Annotated in this window: 16 protein-coding genes; 7 read left to right on the top strand and 9 right to left on the bottom strand. The window is 73.7% G+C overall.

Annotated features, from left to right (window positions below; translation table 11 throughout):
• Positions 1-283: 283 nt before the first annotated feature.
• The 5 genes from ESG85_RS11345 to ESG85_RS11325 all read right to left on the bottom strand — a co-directional run bounded on the left by ESG85_RS11345 (position 284) and on the right by ESG85_RS11325 (position 4,177).
• A complete protein-coding gene (locus ESG85_RS11345; protein ID WP_181019011.1) occupies positions 284-1,381 on the bottom strand; it encodes a HAMP domain-containing sensor histidine kinase in 1,098 nt (365 codons plus the stop codon).
• Positions 1,378-2,115, bottom strand: a complete 738-nt coding sequence (locus ESG85_RS11340) for a response regulator transcription factor (protein WP_128978112.1) — start codon at positions 2,113-2,115, stop codon at positions 1,378-1,380. The genes ESG85_RS11345 and ESG85_RS11340 overlap by 4 nt, the downstream gene beginning before the upstream one ends.
• Positions 2,116-2,187: 72 nt before the next feature.
• Positions 2,188-2,871: a spermidine synthase family protein gene (locus tag ESG85_RS11335; protein ID WP_128978110.1), complete on the bottom strand. Its 684-nt coding sequence runs from the start codon at positions 2,869-2,871 to the stop codon at positions 2,188-2,190.
• A 104-nt stretch (positions 2,872-2,975) separates the two neighbouring features.
• A complete protein-coding gene (locus tag ESG85_RS11330) occupies positions 2,976-3,494 on the bottom strand; it encodes a hypothetical protein (RefSeq protein ID WP_128978108.1) in 519 nt (172 codons plus the stop codon).
• Between the two features lie 47 nt (positions 3,495-3,541).
• On the bottom strand, positions 3,542-4,177 hold the full coding sequence (locus ESG85_RS11325) for a GNAT family N-acetyltransferase (RefSeq protein ID WP_128978106.1): 636 nt from the start codon (positions 4,175-4,177) through the stop codon (positions 3,542-3,544).
• Between the two features lie 160 nt (positions 4,178-4,337).
• Here ESG85_RS11325 and ESG85_RS11320 point away from each other — a divergent pair, with 160 nt between their 5' ends.
• Both ESG85_RS11320 and lon read left to right on the top strand, forming a co-directional pair.
• The gene (locus ESG85_RS11320; RefSeq protein ID WP_128978104.1) at positions 4,338-4,622 is read left to right on the top strand and encodes a DUF3027 domain-containing protein; all 285 of its coding nucleotides are present in this window, start codon (positions 4,338-4,340) and stop codon (positions 4,620-4,622) included.
• Between the two features lie 199 nt (positions 4,623-4,821).
• Positions 4,822-7,233: an endopeptidase La gene (gene lon / locus ESG85_RS11315; protein WP_128978102.1), complete on the top strand. Its 2,412-nt coding sequence runs from the start codon at positions 4,822-4,824 to the stop codon at positions 7,231-7,233.
• 420 nt (positions 7,234-7,653) lie between these two features.
• On the opposite strand, the gene ESG85_RS11305 is transcribed toward lon, so the two are convergent.
• The 3 genes from ESG85_RS11305 to ESG85_RS11295 form a co-directional block, all read right to left on the bottom strand.
• Positions 7,654-8,805, bottom strand: coding sequence for a carboxylate-amine ligase (locus ESG85_RS11305; protein ID WP_128978100.1), 1,152 nt, complete (start codon positions 8,803-8,805; stop codon positions 7,654-7,656).
• Between the two features lie 201 nt (positions 8,806-9,006).
• The gene (locus ESG85_RS11300; protein WP_128978098.1) at positions 9,007-9,939 is read right to left on the bottom strand and encodes a lytic polysaccharide monooxygenase auxiliary activity family 9 protein; all 933 of its coding nucleotides are present in this window, start codon (positions 9,937-9,939) and stop codon (positions 9,007-9,009) included.
• Between the two features lie 296 nt (positions 9,940-10,235).
• Complete coding sequence (locus ESG85_RS11295) at positions 10,236-11,072, bottom strand: lysozyme (RefSeq protein ID WP_128978096.1); 837 nt, start codon at positions 11,070-11,072, stop codon at positions 10,236-10,238.
• Positions 11,073-11,305: 233 nt separating this feature from the next.
• On the opposite strand from ESG85_RS11295, the gene ESG85_RS11290 reads away from it, so the two are divergent.
• Positions 11,306-11,791, top strand: coding sequence for a MarR family winged helix-turn-helix transcriptional regulator (locus ESG85_RS11290; protein ID WP_128978094.1), 486 nt, complete (start codon positions 11,306-11,308; stop codon positions 11,789-11,791).
• 116 nt (positions 11,792-11,907) lie between these two features.
• On the opposite strand, the gene ESG85_RS11285 is transcribed toward ESG85_RS11290, so the two are convergent.
• Positions 11,908-12,690: a protein phosphatase 2C domain-containing protein gene (locus tag ESG85_RS11285; protein ID WP_128978092.1), complete on the bottom strand. Its 783-nt coding sequence runs from the start codon at positions 12,688-12,690 to the stop codon at positions 11,908-11,910.
• Positions 12,691-13,063: 373 nt separating this feature from the next.
• On the opposite strand from ESG85_RS11285, the gene ESG85_RS11280 reads away from it, so the two are divergent.
• Genes ESG85_RS11280 through ESG85_RS11265 form a run of 4 tightly spaced genes read left to right on the top strand, consistent with a single transcriptional unit; the run spans position 13,064 to position 17,703 of the window.
• Positions 13,064-16,117, top strand: a complete 3,054-nt coding sequence (locus ESG85_RS11280) for a sensor histidine kinase (protein ID WP_128978090.1) — start codon at positions 13,064-13,066, stop codon at positions 16,115-16,117.
• Positions 16,114-16,605 (top strand): roadblock/LC7 domain-containing protein, encoded by a 492-nt coding sequence (locus tag ESG85_RS11275; RefSeq protein ID WP_128978088.1) that lies wholly within the window; start codon positions 16,114-16,116, stop codon positions 16,603-16,605. Before ESG85_RS11280 ends, ESG85_RS11275 begins: the two co-directional genes overlap by 4 nt.
• On the top strand, positions 16,602-17,015 hold the full coding sequence (locus ESG85_RS11270; RefSeq protein ID WP_128978086.1) for a DUF742 domain-containing protein: 414 nt from the start codon (positions 16,602-16,604) through the stop codon (positions 17,013-17,015). Before ESG85_RS11275 ends, ESG85_RS11270 begins: the two co-directional genes overlap by 4 nt.
• Positions 16,996-17,703 (top strand): GTP-binding protein, encoded by a 708-nt coding sequence (locus tag ESG85_RS11265; RefSeq protein WP_181019010.1) that lies wholly within the window; start codon positions 16,996-16,998, stop codon positions 17,701-17,703. The genes ESG85_RS11270 and ESG85_RS11265 overlap by 20 nt, the downstream gene beginning before the upstream one ends.
• The last annotated feature ends 100 nt before the right edge of the window (positions 17,704-17,803 follow it).

Here is a 17,803-nt window from a genome sequence, read left to right as displayed (position 1 = left end):
GCTTCGCAAGGTGATGGACAGCGGAAATAAAGGCTACGCCTCCCCGGCCGGGAGGTGCAGGCCGGGCGCTCCAACGTCGCGCAAGTCACACTTGACGACGTGTTTCGGTGCCATGAATGGCGGGAAACAAGCGGGGTTCCGGTTCTGTGAGGGTACGGGGAACCGCGGCTGCGGCCCCGTGAGCCGCACCCCTGACCGGATCCCACGGGTATCCGGTACGAGCGCTCGTCCGAGCAGTCGTACACGTACACGCAGAACGAGAGCTTCCGGTTCGAACCCTACGTCAATGTCGGGGCGGAAGGCTCCCCGGAAGGGTGAGCTGGATCCGGCAGCCGCGTGAGGATTCGGCCACTCCGATGTGGCCGCCGTGGAGGTCCACCGCCCAGCGGGCGATGGCCAGGCCGAGACCGGTGCCCCCGTCGCTGCCCGGGCCGTGCTGGGCCGGGACCGCGCCGCGGTTGAAACGCTCGAAGACCTTGTGCCGTTCCGACTCCGGGATGCCCGGGCCCTCGTCCTCGACCTCGATCACCAGCGACTCGGGGCACAGCCCGCGCCGCGCCCGCACCGTCACGCGCCCGTGCGGCGGCGAGTGCTTCACGGCGTTGTCGATGAGGTTGGCCATCACCTGGTGCAGCCGCTCCGCGTCCGCGTGCGCGACCAGCTCCGGCGGCGACACGTCCAGGTGCAGATGGACGTCGGTGCGGTTGTGCAGGCCCGAGGTGGAGGGCAGGCCGCGCTGGGTGGCGGCCAGATTGGCCTCGCGCAGCACTCCGGACAGGTACGGCCAGACCTCGAAGCGGCGCTTCCTGAGCGTGACGACACCGTTGTCGAGCCGTGACAGGTCGAGCAGGGTCTCCACGAGCCGGCCCAGCCGCTCGGTCTGCTTCAGGGCCGTCCGCATCGTCTCCGGATCGGCCTCGGAGACCCCGTCCACCACGTTCTCCAGAACGGCGCGGAGCGCGGCGATGGGCGTGCGCAGCTCGTGCGAGACGTTGGCGACCAGCTCCTTGCGGTGCCGGTCGACCGCCTCCAGGTCGTCCGCCATGCGGTTGATCGTCGAGGCGAGGTCGCCCAGCTCGTCGCGGCGGTCCGCGCCGCGCACCCGCCGGCTGAAGTCGCCGCGCGAGATCGACCCGGCGACGTGGTTCATCTCGTCCAGCGGCGCCGTCAGCGACTGCGCCACGAACTGGGTGATCAGCAGGGTCGCGATCATCGCGAAGATCGTGATGTAGCGGAACTCCGTGGAGGTCCGGATCGCCACCAGCGCCAGTCCCGAGGTGAGCAGGACCGCCCCGACCACCAGCGCGCCCAGCTTGGTCTTGATCGAGATGACGATCCGGCGCCTGCCGCGGCGCTCGGGGTCCGGCCCCCGGCGGCTCACGGCGCCGGGGTCTCCAGCGCGTACCCGACCCCGTGGACCGTACGGATCCGCTCCGCGCCGATCTTCCGGCGCAGGGCCTTGATGTGGCTGTCCACGGTCCGGGTGCCGGAGGCGTCCGCCCAGTCCCACACCTCGGCCAGCAGCTGCTCGCGCGAGAGCACCGCGCGCGGGGTATTCGCCAGGCAGACCAGCAGGTCGAACTCGGTGGGCGTCAGGTGCACGTCCTCGGCCCTGACCCGGACCCGGCGCTGCGCGTGGTCGATCTCCAGCTCGCCGAGCCGCAGGATCCCGCTGCGCGGGGTGACCGCCGCGAGGGCGGCCCGCTCGACCCGGCGCAGCAGCACGTGCACCCGGGCGGCCAGCTCGCGCATCGAGAACGGCTTCGTCATGTAGTCGTCGGCGCCGACGCCGAGGCCGACCAGCATGTCCGTCTCGTCGTCCCGGGCGGTGAGCATCAGGACCGGGACGGGGCGCTGGGCCTGCACCCGGCGGCACACCTCCAGACCGTCGAAGCCCGGCAGCATCACGTCGAGCACCATCAGGTCCGGCTGCCACGCCTCGGCGGCGTCCACGGCCGCCGGGCCGTCGGTCGCGGTCTGGACGAGGAAGCCCTCCGCCCGCAGTCGCGCGGAGATCGCCTCCACGATGGTGGCGTCGTCCTCGACGACCAGGACACGGCGTTGGGCTCCCGGAGTCGTCGCCGCACCCTGGTTCGTGGTGTGTGTCTGCTCCATTGCCCCGCCTCGCGTCGCCGATGTCGGTGCAGCAGCCTAGAGGCACCGGCGGCGTCAAGGCTACGCAGGTGATCAGGCGGGACGGACGGCGAGGTGGACCGCGTCCGGTACGCCCCGGGCAACGGGCACCTCTTCGGTCCGTACCCCGCTGAATCCGGCATTCCGCAACGAGTCTTCGAAATCGGCGGACGGCCGGGCGGACCACACGGCGAGGATCCCGCCCGGGGTCAGCCGCTCCCGGCAGGCGGCCAAACCCTCGGCGGAGTACAGGGATTCGTTGTCCTCGGTGACCGTCCAGTCGGGCCCGTTGTCGATGTCCAGGCAGAGCGCGTCGTAGTGGTCGGAGGTGGTGCGGAGGTAGTCCATCAGGTCCGTGTGCAGGATCACGGTGCGCGGATCGGCGAGCGCGCGCCCCGAGAGGGCCGCGAGCGGACCCTGCCGGTGCCAGTCGATGATCGCCTCCTCACGCTCGGCGACGGCGATCCGTCCCCAGCGCGGGTCGGCGGCGGCGTGCGCGAGAGAGAAGCCGACGCCGAGTCCGCCGACGAGGACGGCGGCGCCGGGCCGCCGGTGCTCGGGCAGCGCGTCCATCGCGGCGTCGACGAGCAGCCGCTCCGAGCGCCCGTCGGAGGTGTCCATGAGGAAGGTGCCGTTGGCGATGATCTCGTAGTGGGTCCGGTCCTGCGCGTCCCGTCGGCGCAGGACGACTTCTCCGTACGGGCCCTCGCGGCGGTCGAGGGTGACGGGGCTGGTCATGCTCACTCCGTGGCTCGATGTGTACGTGTTCGTCCCGGCCATCCTGAGCACGCCCGGGCGGCGGGACAAGCCGTCGACGAGCCGGATCGCGGGGCGGGGCGGGTTCAGGGCGCGGTCGGCGGGTGGCCGCCCGGGAGCGCCCTGAAGACCCGGTCGAGCGCGGGCGGCCGGTCCTCGCCGTCGCGGGTGACGACGACCCGGTGGGCGTGGGTGACGGAGTACTCGAAGCCGTCCGGCGCGGGCGAGCCGGTGGGCCGGTCCGGGACCTTCGCGTACGCCGGGTCCTCCAGGGCCGCGCGCAGCTCGGCGGCCTGGGCCTCGGTCATCCGGCCCGAGGTGGGCTTCCCGGTGCCCTTGCGGAGCTCGTACGAGCCGTCGTAGTGGACGACCAGCTTGTTGCGGACGCCGGCGAAGCCGCCGTTGACGACGACTTCGACCAGCACCTCCTGGGGCGCCGGCCGGTCCGTCCCGGGCGTCGGCGTGCCGGGGGTCGGGGTGCCGGGGGTCGGGGGGACGCTCAGGCCCGAGTCGTCGGGAGGGGCCGCCGGGGACGTGCCGCAGCCCGTCACGGCGACGACCGCGGCCAGCACCGCCGCCGTCCCGTACCGCTTCACGTACTCCATGGTCCCGAGCATGCCCGCTCACCCGGTGTCCGCGCAGCCGGAACGGCTCAACCGGTGCGGACGACCCCCGTCAGCGGGCCCCGGTACCTCCAGTCGAGCGCGTCGTAGAGGGCCATGCCGTCGGTGGTGGCCGAGAGGACCCCGGTCTCCGCGCCCGCCTGCGCGGCTGCCGCCTCCAGGGTGCGCATCACGTTCGCGCCGAGGCCGCGGCGGCGGTGGGCCGGGTCGGTCTCGATCCGGTCGGCGACGGCGGTCGGCCCGGTCGGCGCGATCCGGCCGCCGGCGGCCAGGGTCCCGTCGGGCGCGAGGATCCGGACCTGGATCACGCCGTCCCTGGTCTCGGTGGTGCGCGCGTAGCCCTCGGGCGGCGCGGGCCGGACCGAGGGGTCGAGCCGCTTGGTCATCATGAAGCCGGGGTCGTCGGGGATCGTCCAGCCCTCGGTGATCCAGGGCGCCACGTCCTCGGGCGCCGCCATCACCTTCAGCCAGGCGCCGGGTTCGGTGATGCCGGCGCACAGCTTGCCCACGGACACCTCGTCCGGGTGCGGCAGCACGTGGCGGAAGACGTGGCCGGGCAGCCCCACGTCGATGCGGTAGCCCCAGGGCTCGACGACGGCGGGCGGTGTGCCGCGGGAGACGGTCCAGCCGGCCACCCAGGCTGATGTAATGGCTGAGATATCCATGGAGGTATTACAGACCCTGTTCGCGGGCTGTGGGTGTCCTTTGCGTGTGATGTCTGCGACACGCTGAGCCAGGTGCTCTGCGGCTCGCGGGAATCGGCTGGCGACTCGGCGCCGACTCCGTGCAGATTGGCCTTGCGAATTCGATGGAGACGGGGAGCGGATGGAACCGGGCGGGCTGTGGGCGGACGGCAAGGGTGAAGGCGAGGGCGATGTTCACGAGCGCTGGTTGCAGCTGCTCAACCGCTCTACCGGGGACCCTGGATACCGGGATGAGTGGTTCGACGAGCAGTGCGGCGGATGCCGCTTCTGGATCGCGCTGAGCGGCGAGCTGGGCCTGGACTGGGGAGCGTGCGCCCGCGCCGGCTCGCCGTTCGACGGACGGGTGCGCTTCGAGCACGACGGCTGCGAACGCTTCGTCGCCCGAGCCGACGGCGCCTTCGGCTGAAGGCGTTTCGGATCAGACGTTTCGCAACTTCCGGGTGGACTGCGCGACATCCCTCGCAACCTTGACTCGGAACTCACGGGGTTCACCTGTACGGGACAGTGGGTGGCTGATCGCTCAGAGCGAACATGGGGTGGGGAACATTCGGCGGCTCACCTGCATTGAGTCGGTACAGCTCAACTTGACTGCCGAAGGGGAGATCATGGCTTCTGAGTCCATGGCGTCCGCGCCGCTCACTCTGCCTGTGCTGCCGCTCGACGACGAGGTGGTGCTGCCCGGCATGGTCGTGCCGCTCGACCTGTCCGACGCGGACGTGCGGGCCGCGGTCGAGGCCGCGCAGGCCGCCGCGCGCGGCGCCGCGGGCAAGCCGCGCGTGCTGCTCGTGCCGCGGGTGGACGGCACCTACGCCGGGACCGGTGTCCTCGGCACCGTCGAGCAGGTCGGACGGCTGTCCGACGGCGACCCCGGCGCGCTCATCCGCGGCCGCGGCCGCGTCCGCATCGGCGCGGGCACGACCGGGCCCGGCGCGGCCCTGTGGGTCGAGGGCACCGCCGTCGAGGAGACCGTGCCCGACCCGCTGCCCGGCGCCGTGACCGAACTGGTCAAGGAGTACAAGGCGCTGGCCACCAGCTGGCTGAAGAAGCGCGGGGCCTGGCAGGTCGTCGACCGCGTCCAGCAGATCGAGGGCGTCGGCGCCCTCGCCGACAACTCCGGCTACTCGCCCTTCCTGACCCTGGACCAGAAGGTCGAGCTCCTGGAGACCGCCGACCCGGTCGCCCGCCTCCGGCTCGCCACCGCGCAGCTGCGCGAGCACCTGGCCGAGCAGGACGTCGCCGAGACCATCGCGAAGGACGTCCAGGAGGGCGTCGACAAGCAGCAGCGCGAGTTCCTGCTGCGCCGCCAGCTGGAGGCCGTCCGCAAGGAGCTGCGCGAGCTCAACGGCGAGGGCGAGGGCGACGAGTCCGACGACTACCGCGCCCGCGTCGACGCCGCCGACCTGCCCGAGAAGGTCCGCGAGGCGGCCCTCAAGGAGGTCGGGAAGCTGGAGCGCTCCAGCGACCAGTCGCCCGAGGGCTCCTGGATCCGCACCTGGCTGGACACCGTCCTCGAACTCCCCTGGAACGAGCGGACCGAGGACGCGTACGACATCCAGGGCGCGAAGGCCGTCCTGGACGCCGAGCACGCGGGCCTCGAGGACGTGAAGGAGCGCATCACCGAGTACCTGGCGGTGCGCAAGCGGCGCGCCGAGCGCGGGCTCGGCGTCGTGGGCGGCCGGCGCGGCGGCGCCGTGCTCGCCCTGGTCGGCCCGCCCGGCGTCGGCAAGACCTCGCTCGGCGAGTCCGTCGCGCACGCCATGGGGCGGAAGTTCGTCCGGGTCGCCCTCGGCGGCGTCCGCGACGAGGCGGAGATCCGCGGTCACCGGCGCACGTACGTGGGCGCGCTGCCCGGCCGGATCGTGCGCGCGATCAAGGAGGCCGGGTCGATGAACCCGGTCGTCCTGCTCGACGAGATCGACAAGGTCGGCTCCGACTTCCGCGGCGACCCGGCGGCGGCGCTCCTGGAGGTCCTCGACCCGGCGCAGAACCACACCTTCCGTGACCACTACCTGGAGGTCGAACTCGACCTGAGCGACGTGGTGTTCCTCGCCACGGCGAACGTCCTGGAAGCCATCCCCAAGGCCCTGCTCGACCGCATGGAGCTGGTCCGCCTCGACGGCTACACCGAGGACGAGAAGGTCGTCATCGCCCGTGACCACCTGCTGCCCCGGCAGCTGGAGCGGGCCGGCCTGGAGAAGGACGAGGTCGTCCTGGAGGAGGCGGCGCTGCGCAGGCTGGCCGGCGAGTACACCCGGGAGGCGGGCGTCCGCACCCTGGAGCGCTCCATCGCCCGGCTGCTGCGGAAGGTGGCGGCCCAGCACGAACTGGGCGAGCGGGAACTGCCGTTCACCATCGGCCCGGACGACCTGCGCGCCCTGATCGGCCGTCCGCACCATGTGCCCGAGTCCGCCCAGGACCCGGCCGAGCGCCGCACGTCCGTGCCCGGTGTCGCCACCGGACTCGCGGTGACCGGAGCGGGTGGTGACGTCCTCTTCGTCGAGGCGTCCCTGGCCGACCCGGAGACGGGCGCGGCGGGGCTGACCCTGACCGGTCAGCTGGGCGACGTGATGAAGGAGTCCGCGCAGATCGCGCTGTCCTTCCTCCGCTCGCACGGCGCGGAACTGGAGCTGCCCGTCACCGGTCTCAAGGACCGCGGCGTGCACATCCACTTCCCGGCGGGCGCGGTCCCGAAGGACGGTCCGAGCGCGGGCATCACGATGACCACGGCCCTGGCCTCGCTGCTGTCCGGCCGGCTGGTCCGCACGGACGTCGCGATGACCGGCGAGGTCTCCCTGACCGGGCGGGTCCTGCCGATCGGCGGCGTGAAGCAGAAGCTCCTGGCGGCGCACCGCGCGGGCATCACGACGGTCGTGATCCCCAAGCGGAACGAGGCGGACCTGGACGACGTGCCGGCCGAGATCCTGGAGAAGCTGGACGTCCACCCGGTCACGGACGTCCGCCAGGTCCTGGAGCTCGCCCTCACCCCGGCGGAGATCCCGGTGACCGCGGCGGCCTGACGCACCGGTGGGGCGCCGCCGGGGCGCCCTGCCGGGGAAGCACTGCCGGGCGGGCGCCCTACCGCGCGGCGTTCACGGGGCGGGCGGCCCAGGGTGCGGCGGTCACGGGTCGGGCGTCCCACCGCGCGGCGGCCACGGGGTCGGCGCCCCACCGCGCGGCACCGCTCACGAGGCCGGCGTCCGGCGGCTCCCCGGTCGGCGGCTCCTCGCTCGGCGGCTCCCCGCCTGGCGGCTCCCGGGTCGGCGGCTCCTCGCCCGGCGGCGCCCCACCGCGCGGCACCGCTCACGAGGCCGGCGTCCGGCGGCTCCCCACCTGGCGGCTCCCGGGTCGGCGGCTCCCGGCTCGGCGGGCCCCGGCTCGGCGGCTCCCCGCCCGGCGGCTCCCGGCCCGGCGGCTCCCCCTGTCGGGGGGCGTCACGGTCAGGCCGGGACCGTTCGGCGTACGGCGTCGGCGACGACCGCGGCCAGGTCCGGGTCGCCGTCGTGGGCGGCGCGCTGGAGGTCGGCGCCGGTGCCGCGGGCGAGCAGCTGCGCGACGCCGCGCTCCGCCAGGTCCCGGTCGCCGGCGGCGTCCAGGGCCGGGCCGACGTGGTCGAGCAGGGCCTCCAGGACCTCGGCCGCCGCGGCCGGCTGCCAGGTCAGCGGGTGCAGCAGTTCGGCGCCGAGGCCGTGCCGGCTGGCCCGCCAGGCTGCCAGGCGCAGCACGGCGGTCGGTACCGGGTCGGCCTCCAGACCGGCCCGCCAGGACCTGGCTTCGGTCTCCACCAGAGCGCGGACCAGGACGGCGAGCAGCACGCCGTCCTCGACGTGCTGGCAGACGTCCCCGACCCGGACCTCCACGGTCGGGTAGCTACGGGACAGCCGGGCGTCGAAGTAGACCATGTGGTCGTCGACGAGCACCTCGCTCGCCAGCATCGCCCGGGTGGTCTCCTCGTACGCCTCGACGTCGCCGTACAGCTCGCTCGGCCCGGCCATCGGCCAGCGCGACCAGAGCTGGTGGCGCCAGCTCGCGTAGCCGGTGTCCCGGCCCTGCCAGTACGGCGAGTTGGCGCTGAGCGCGAGCAGCGGGGCCAGCCAGGGCCGGATCCGGTCGAGGACGCCGACGCCCTCCTCGGCCGAGGTGAGGTGGACGTGGACGTGACAGGCGCAGGTGAGCTTGTCGTCGACGAGCCGGGCGAACCGGTCCTCGATGCGCCGGTACCGCTCGGCCGGGTTGAGCCGAGGGTCGAACCGCACCGGCGCGGTCGCGAGCGCCGCCACCGCCGCGCCCGCCTCCTTGGCGGCGGCCGCGGCCGCGATCCTGGCCTGCCGCAGCTGCTCGTCGAGCTCGGCCGAGGTGACACAGGGCCGGGTGCCGATCTCCAGCATCTCGCAGAACAGCTCGGGCTTCACCGGCTCCAGCCGGTCGGCGGGCCGCAGCACGTCGGCGTGCCAGCCGGCGATCTCGGTGACGGGGCCGGAGAGCGGCTGCGGGACCCCGGTCTCGGGATCGACGAGGAGCAGTTCTTCCTCCACTCCGAACGTGCGCAGCCCTTCTCCGCGGTGGTAGGTCCACGGCTGGTCATGGCGCATGGAAGGCACTCCTTCATGGGCGGGGCGGGCGGGGGTGCGCGGGACGGCTGTTCGAACAGAGCCTTCCCCAAGGGTGTCCAGGACCGCGCCCGCTCTCACCCGTCCGCGCCGACATGGCGCGAAATGCCGCCCGGGGCACCGCCCGGGGAGCCACCGGAGGGGCGCCCGGTGCGGATGCCCCTCCGTGAGCCGTGTGCGGTGTCAGTTCTCGCCGCGCCGCCGCGTCAGCAGCAGGCTGCCCGCGCCGAAGGCGGCCAGGGCGCCGGCGCCCGCCAGGGCGAGCGGGAGGGGCGAGGCGGGGGCATCGGCGGTGTCGGCGGACAGGGCCGGGGCCTGCTCGTCGCCGCCGTGGCCGGCGTGGCTGACGGTCGACAGGGAGGCGCCCGCCGCGATCTCCGCCTCCGTCGGGGCCTGCGCGGTCCCGGCCGTGGCGGCCCGGGACGTCGTGGTCGCGGACGTCGTGGTCACGGCCTGGGCGGCGCCGCCGAAGGTGACGTCCGAGCAGCTGTAGAAGGCCTCGGGGCTGTCGTTGCGCTGCCACACCATGTAGACGATGTGGCGGCCGGTGCGGGCGGGGAGGTCGCCGGTGAAGGCGTAGTAGCCGTCGGTCGCGGTGCGGGTGGTCTGGTGGACGGCGACCGGGGTGCTGTCGAGGTCGGACCACCTGAGCGGCTGGGTCGGGTCGAAGCCCTGCTTGGTGAGGTACATCGTCATGGTGCCGGAGTGCGGCGCGGTCACCCGGACCTTGAACCCGAAGGCGCCGGAGTTCACCGGCGTGGCGGGCCAGTCGGTGCGGGCCCAGTCGAGGGCGCGGTACTTCTCCCGGTTCGCCGAGCAGAGCTTGCCGTCCGGGATGAGGGCCTGGTGGTTGCCGTCGGCGTTGGCGATGTTGACCTCGTTCCAGTCGTACAGCGGCTGGGTGCCGGAGTCGGCGACGAGGTCCTTGCACACCTGGGACGTGGGCGTCTCCGGTCCCTCGGCGTAACAGGCCGCGATCCGGCTGACCGGGTTGAACACGGCGCCGTGGGCCTGGGCGGCGGCCGGGGTGAGGGAGACCAGCGCGGCGGCGCCGGCGGCGGTGAACGCGGTCGCGGCGGCGGCGCGGCGGGTCCGTGAGGTCGTGATGCGGGGCATGCGGGCAGCTCTCTCTCGTGCGTGGGGGAGGACGTGACGAGCAACAGGCCTGCGGCACGCGGCAGTTGCGGATGCCGCGCACGGTCCGAGGGTCGCATTGGTCCATACCAATGGGCAAGAGGTGCGGCGAAAGAGACGGGCTCCCGGGTGCGCTGCCGCCACCCGGGAGCCCGTCGCCCCCTTCTCGTCACGCCGTCCGCCGTACGCACCCGTCGTCGGTCCGTGCCGCACCCGTACGGCGCGGACGTCCGTCGCAGGCGTCCGGCGTGCGCCCGTAGGCGTCCGGTGGGCGCCCGTCAGCCGTTCGCGAGCGCCTTCACGCGGGTGAGGTCCCCGTTGAAGTGGTTGTGGTCGCCGACCGTCGGGCCGGACGAGGTGTACTGCCACATCGTGTAGTAGCCCCAGCCCGCCGGGAGTTCGCCGACCGTGGACGCGTACCGGGCGATCCAGAGCGGGTTCGCCGTGGCGAAGCCGCCGTAGTTGCCGGTGCACTGCTTCCACCAGCTGGTCGCCGTGTAGATCACCGGGTCGCGGCCGGTCCGGTACTTGTAGCGGTTCACGAAGTCGCGGATCCAGGAGACCATCCCGGACTGGCTCTTGCCGTAGCAGGTGGCGCCGTACGGGTTCCACTCGATGTCGAGCGCGCCGGGCAGCGTCCGGCCGTCCTTGGACCAGCCGCCGCCGTTGTTCACGAAGTAGTCGGCCTGGGTTGCGCCGCTCGTCGTGTCGGGCGTCGCGAAGTGGTACGAGCCGCGGATCATGCCCACGTTGTACGAGCCGTTGTACTGCTGCGTGAAGTAGGTGTTCTTGTAGTAGGTGCCTTCCGTCGCCTTGACGTAGGCCCACTTGACCCCGCTGTTCCACAGCGTCGACCAGGCGACGTTGCCCTGGTGGCTGGAGACGTCGACGCCCTCGGTCTGGACGGCCTGGACCGAGATGCCGCCCGGCCGGGCGCCCTGGCCGTCGTGGGCGATCACGCCCATGCCCATGTAGGCGGAGCCGCGGGCGGGCACCTGTCGGGCGCCGGGGTCCTCGGCGGCGCCGGCGGGGCCGGCGAGGGTGAGGGGGAGGAGGAGGGCCAGGGCCGCGAGGGCGGCGCCGGCGAGGGACGTTCCGGATCTGTGCACACGCATCGCGTGCCTCCGAAAGCTCGGTGGGGGAACCTGGCGGACATGCCCCGGGGATTTATGGTGTGGACATGTCAGGCGGTGTCGCCGGACACGACGCTACGCACGTAGACCGCCCGGCGGAAGAGGGCCTGGGTGCCGCCGTTGGTCTACGCCTGCGAAATACTGAAGGAGCTGCGGCGATGGCCGCGGCCCGAAGGAAACTTTCAGCGAGCGGAAAGCGCGCGAGGGGTGCTGACGTGCACGGAAGCGGTACCGGGAAGGACCCCGGACCCAGGGGCGGTCATGGTGTGGACCAGGAATTCCTCGCCCTGGAGCGGGAACTGGCGGTTTTCCTGCGCCGCGCCCGCGCCCAGTCCGGCGAGATGGCCCGCGAGGTCCACCCCGAACTGGAGCCCGCCGCCTACGGCCTGTTCGTACGCCTCGACGAGGCCGGGCCCCAGCGCGCCACCGACCTCGCCGGCTGGTTCGGCGTCGGCAAGGCCACGATGAGCCGGCAGCTGCGCGCCCTGGAGGAACTCGGCCTGGTCGCCCGCGACCCCGACCCCGCCGACGGCCGCGCCTCGCTGGTCCGGCTCACGGAGGAGGGCCAGGGCCGCTTCCGGCACGTGCGGGACGCCCGCCGTGAACGGTACGTGCGCAAGCTCGCCGACTGGGACCGCGCGGAGGTCGCGGAACTGGCCCGGCTGCTGCACCACTTCAACGTCCGGTCGGCGGAGGGCTGACCCGGCGCCCGCACGCCGCCGGCCCCGCCCGTCGCGGGGCCGCGTGCTCGTCGGCGCGCCACGGCCCGCGTGCGCACCGGTGCGACGGGGTCGGCGTTCGCGTGCCCGCCGACGCGTCACAGCACCGCGTACACCGCCGACGCGTCGTCATGGAGCTTCCGGCGGTGCGGGCCGCCCGCGCCGGCGCACGCCGTCTCCAGCGTGCGCACCCGCCGCAGCAGGCCGTACGGGCCCTCTCCGTCCAGGACCGCGAAGAGGTCCGCCCAGTCGCCCTCGCGGAACCGCTCCACCCAGCGGGTCGCCCCGTCCGACAGCGCCGCGAGCGCCCGGACCTCCGCCCTCGGGGTCGTACCGGTCACCGCGCGGTCCGCGACCGACGGATCGGCGGCGGCCGTGAAGAAGCCGCCCTCCTGGTTGCGCAGCCGGTCCGTCGCCTCCCGGGAGCGCAGCACCTCCGCCGGGACGTGGTCGAGCCGGTCGTCGAGGACCGACCGCACCGCGCCGTCCGGGCCCTGGAGGAGCAGGGCCGCGTCGGACAGTACGAGGTGCTCCACCGCGGTCGCGCCCCAGCGCGCCATGGCCACCGTCGCCTGCGGCGTGCGCACGTGAGAAAGGTCACAGGTGTTCCGGTGGGCGTCCGCGGTGCGCCGGATTGCCAGGGAGAGGACCCCGGGCAACGTCAGATCACCTCGCGAAGCGGACAGTTCCGTCAAAGCGCCCCCGAGGCGGGCGGTGAACCACGGCACCCCGTGCGCACAGCCGTCGCCGTCCGCCGGCGGCGTCACCCCGTCCAGGACCACGACCACGCCGCCCACCCCCGAGGCGGGCAGAACGGCGGCCAGCCAGTCCTCATTGGGCCGTTCGGTGCTGCCGGGCAGGGACGCCGCTTCCGTACGCATGATCCACAGTCTGCCCCGCCGGGCGCCCCCGCCGCACCGGTCCTCCCCGACGCGTCCGGACGACCCGATATGGCCTGTACCAAAAGGTTCCGACGGTGGCGGCGGGGCAGGAGCCGGGGGCTCCGGAAGCTGCGGGCGGGCATCCTGCCAAAGCCCGCGCGGAAGATCCAACCGGCGGTAAGCCCGGCGCCCCTGCGCGCACGGAGGCGAGTTGTTCCCCAACTACGGAGTGTTGTTCACTCGTTCGGGTGGCGGAGCGGCCGATGCCAGTCCCCTGACCAGAACCGCTGAAATGGTCGGAAGACACACCAGGGGTGGGGGCTCTTACATGTGACCGGTCGTCACCTCTGCTTCATGGGCGGACGAGTCAAGAATGCGAGCACCGGTGCAGAAGAAGCGGCCTCGGAGCAACAACGGCGCGCGGAGCCAGACCCCCGGTGACCCGCAGAACCCCGGGCTGCCCGCGGAGCCCGCGACCCCCGAGCCCGTGACCTCCGGCGGCCGCGCCAAGCGCGTCCGCGGCCGCCTCGTCGCCGGAGTCGCCCTGGTCGGCGTCACCATGCTCGCCGCCGGCGCCCCCATGCTCCTCACCGCCTCCGCCGACCTCGACGAGTCCGTCGGCCTGGTCGCCCTCGCGGAGCTCGACCGCCAGGCCGTCACCCTCGCCCACTCCCTGTCCGACGAGCGCGACGAGGTCGTCGCCTACATCGCCGCCGGCCGCGACGACCAGGGCGGCGACGGTGCCGCCAAGGACAAGCGCCGCATCACCGACGCCCGCTCCGCGCGCGTCGACCGCCAGATCGACGAGATCCGCCCCGCCGCCCCCGAGGAGCTGCGCCGCGAACTCGCCGGCGTGCCCTCCATCCGGCGCGCCGCGCTCACCGGCAAGGGCAGCGCCCTGGAGGCCCACAAGGCCTACACCGACGTCATCGCCAAGCTCCAGGCCCTCGCCGACCGGCTCGCCGCCCACACCCCCGCCCGCGCCGCCGAGGCCGTCCGCGCCCCCGCCGCCCTCGGTCGCGCCACCGAACAGGCCTCCACCGAACGCGGACTCCTCCTCGCCGCGCTCGCCGTCCCGCGCCCCGAGCCGAGCGGCGCCACCCACTACGACCCGGCCACCGGCACCTACGTCACCGACCGGCCCGAGGGCGCGGAGGAGGCCGACCGCGCCCGCAACGCGCTCACCGCCGCCGCCCAGCAGGCCCGGGTCCGCGAACTCGCCGCCCTCGCCGACTTCGACCAGGCCGCGGACACCGAGGCGCGCGACTCCCTCGCCGCCACCGTCGCCGGCCCCGAAGTGAAGAGCGCCGAGCGCCATCTGGCCCGCCTCACCGACCGGCCGGAGCTCTCCGAGTCCGAGCTCGACACCGACCCGGCCAAGCTGGACGCCGCCCTCTCCTCCCGCATCGAGCAGATGCGCGGCGTCGAGTCCTCGCTCGCCGCCCAGCGCGTCGAGCGGCTCTCCGCGCTCCGCGACGACGACGTCACCGCCCTCGAGGTCCGCGTCGCCTTCCTCGGCGGCTGTCTGCTCGTCGCCGTCGGCATCGCCACGTACGTCGCACGCAGCATGACCCGGCCGCTCGCCGCCGTCCGCATCGGCGCCGCCCGGCTCGCCGCCGCGCCCGAGCCGCAGCACGAGCAGCCGATCCGCTTCACCGGACGCAACGACGAGTTCGCCCAGGTCGTACGGTCCCTCAACACCCTTCAGGGCAGGCTGGCCGCGCTCTCCGCCCAGGTCGAGCGGCTCGACGGCGAACGCGCCGACCTCGCCGAGGCCCGCGAGGCACTCGCTGCCGAGCTCGCCGCCCAGCGCGCCGAGCTCCAGGGCCAGAACGCCCTGCTCACCGCCGAGCTCGAACGGCTGCGCGACACCGTCCACCACACCTTCGTCAACCTCTCGCTGCGCAGCCTCGGGCTGGTCGAGCGCCAGCTCGGCGTCATCGAGAAGCTGGAGGAGCGCGAGCAGGACCCGGACCGGCTCGCCACCCTCTTCAAGCTGGACCACATGGCGACCGTCATGCGCCGGCACAGCGAGAACCTGCTGGTCCTGGCCGGCCACGAGCACCACCACGGCCACCCGGGACCGGTCCCGCTGGTGGACGTGCTGCGCGCCGCGGTCAGCGAGATCGAGCGCTACGAGCGGGTCAGCATCCAGTCGCTGCCCCCGCACGCCCAGGTCGCCGGCTTCGCGGCCGACGACCTCAGCCACCTGATCGCCGAACTCCTGGAGAACGCGACCTCCTTCTCGCCGCCCGACACCCAGGTCCAGCTCTCCGGCTGGCTCCTGGAGTCCGGCGAGGTGATGCTCTCCGTCCAGGACGGCGGCATCGGCATCGCCGCGGCCCGCCTCGCCGAGCTCAACGCCCGGCTCGCCGACCCCGGGACCGCCGGCGCGGACGGCGAGGGACTCGGCATTCGCGTCACCGCGCTGCTCGCCGCGCGCCACGGCGTACGGGTGGAGCTGCGCGAGCACACCCAGGGCGGCACCACAGCCGTCGTGGTCCTCCCGCTTCCGCTGCTGCCCACGGCCCCGCCGGCCACCGTGCCGCCGACCGTGACGCTCGCGGCCACGGGCGCCCAGGCGCCCGTCCTCAACCTCCCCGGCTCCGTCGCCGAGGCCAACTCCAACACGCTGCCCTCCCGCCACCGCGACCCGCTGGTCGAGGCGGCGGAACGCGCGATCGCGGAGGCGGAGGCCGCGGAGGCCGAAGCCGCGCAGGCGGCCGAGGCGCAGGCGGCGACGGCGCCGGAGCCGACGTACGAGGGCGTCCCCGCCCCGGAGGCACGGCAGCAGCCCGAGGCCGGGCAGTTCGAGCAGGCCGGGGAGCCAGGGCAGGCCGGGCGGTTCGAGCAGCCCGGGCAGTTCGAGCAGCCCGGGCAGTTCGAGCAGCCCGGGCGGTTCGAGCAGACCAGGGAGTCAGGGCAGGCCGCGCAGGCTGACCCGTCCGCGCAGACCCGGCAGACCCGGCAGACCGCGCAGACCGCGCATGCTGCCCCGTCCGGGCAGCCCGTGCCGTCCGTCCCCGCCCCCGGACAGTCCGTGGCCGAGACCACGCTCCAGGTGCGGCTGCCGGATCCGCCGGCCGAGCCGGACGTCCACGAGCGGGCGCCCGAGGAGCCGTTCGCGGAGGCACCGGCGGCCGGGGAGCCCGAGCCCGGTCCGCAGGCCGGGCGGTGGGAGCGCGTCACCGACAAGGGCCTGCCCAAGCGGACGCCGCGGACCGTGCGCCAGACCAGGACCTCCGCCGCCCCGATACGACGCGGCGGCGTGGACGCCGAGGCGCTGCGCAGGCGGCTCGGCGGCTTCCAGCGAGGAGCCGAGAACGGCCGCCGCGACGTGGCCGCCGAGATCCGCGCCGCTGAGACCGCACGGCCCGATACGTACACGGAGAACACGGGGGACACCGTCGAGGAGGCACGCAGTTGACCGCGACCGGAACATTCGGACTGAGCAGCGAGGCCCGCAACCTGCAGTGGCTGCTGGGCAACCTGGTCGAGGAGGTGCCGGGGGTCCGCTCCGTCGCCGTGGTGTCCTCGGACGGACTGCTCCTGCTCTCGTCGGACCCGGACGCCCAGACCGGGGCACCCACGGCCGACCGCACGGACGGCCCGCGCGGCTCCAGCGCCGACCTCGCCACCATCGTCTCGGGCATCGGCAGCCTCACCGTGGGCGCCGCCCGGCTGATGGACGGCGGCGGCGTCAAGCAGACCATGGTGGCGATGGAGGAGGGCAGCGTCTTCGTCATGTCGATCAGCGACGGCTCGCTGCTCGGCGTGCACGCCACGCCCGACTGCGACATGAGCGTCGTCGCGTACCACATGGCGCTGTTCGTGGGCCGTGCCGGGCACGTCCTCACCCCCGAGCTGCGCAGTGAACTGGCCAGGTCGGCCCGGACCGCGGAGGGCGACCGGTGACCGCGGCCGTGCACGCCCACCGGCTGCCGATACGCGGGGAGGGGCGCCGCCCCTCCCGAGTCCGTCCCTACTCGCTCACCGGCGGCCGCACCCGCTTCGGCCACGTGCTCCTGGTGGAGACCTTCGTGGCCGCGCTGGAGGCGGCGCCCGAGCGCAAGGCCCTCACCGACCGAGGCCCCGCGGCGCGCGGCCTGATGCCGGAGATGCGGGCCGTCGTCGAGGTCTGTCGCCGGATGCGCACGGTCGCGGAGATCTCGGCCCTCCTGAAGATGCCGTTGGGTGTCGTCCGGGTGCTGCTCAGCGACCTGGCCGACCAGGGAAAGATCCGTGTGTACGGGACCGGTCACGGCACCGGCCAGCCCGACCGCGCGCTCCTCGAAAGGGTGCTGAGTGGACTCCGCCGTCTCTGACGCGACCTCGGTCGCCGAACCGCCGGCGGTCGCCGGCATTCCCGCCCAGCCCACGGCCGAGTCCCCGGGCGGATCCCCGGCCGGGTCCGCGGCGCCCGATCCCGAAGAGGGCGCCCAGGACTGGCAGCTGGACCACACGCGTGCCCCCACGGCCACCAAGGTCGTCGTCGCGGGCGGCTTCGGCGTCGGAAAGACGACGTTCGTCCGCGCCGTCTCCGAGATCACCCCGCTCCAGACCGAGGCGCTGATGACCTCGGCGAGCGAGGACACCGACGACCTCACCGCCACGCCCGACAAGCTGACCACGACCGTCGCGATGGACTTCGGCCGGATCACGCTCGACGACGACCTGGTGCTCTACGTCTTCGGCACGCCCGGCCAGCAGCGCTTCTGGTTCATGTGGGACGACCTGGTGCGGGGCGCGATCGGCGCGATCGTCATGGCCGACACGCGCCGGCTCACCGACTGCTTCCCGGCGCTCGACTACTTCGAGAGCTGCGAGCTGCCGTACATCGTGGCCGTCAACCACTTCGAGGGCACCGAGCGGTTCGAGATCGAGGACGTCCGGGACGCCCTGACCGTACCGCCGCACGTCCCGATAATGATCATGGACGCGCGCAAGCGGTACAGCGTGGTCGAGACGCTGCTCGCGATGGTCGAGCACGCCCTCGAAGCCACTCCGGAATAGCCCGGGCGTTCCCGAACGACTCGTGGTCGTTCCCGAACGGCTCCTGATCGTTCCCGGACGGCCCGGCCGTTCCCGAACGGCTCCTGATCGGTCCCGGACG

This window comes from Streptomyces roseicoloratus (genome assembly GCF_004117935.1).
Classification (GTDB): Bacteria; Actinomycetota; Actinomycetes; order Streptomycetales; family Streptomycetaceae; genus Streptomyces; species Streptomyces roseicoloratus.
Note: the sequence above shows the minus strand (reverse complement) of the source record. Positions and strands in the feature narration are given on the sequence as shown.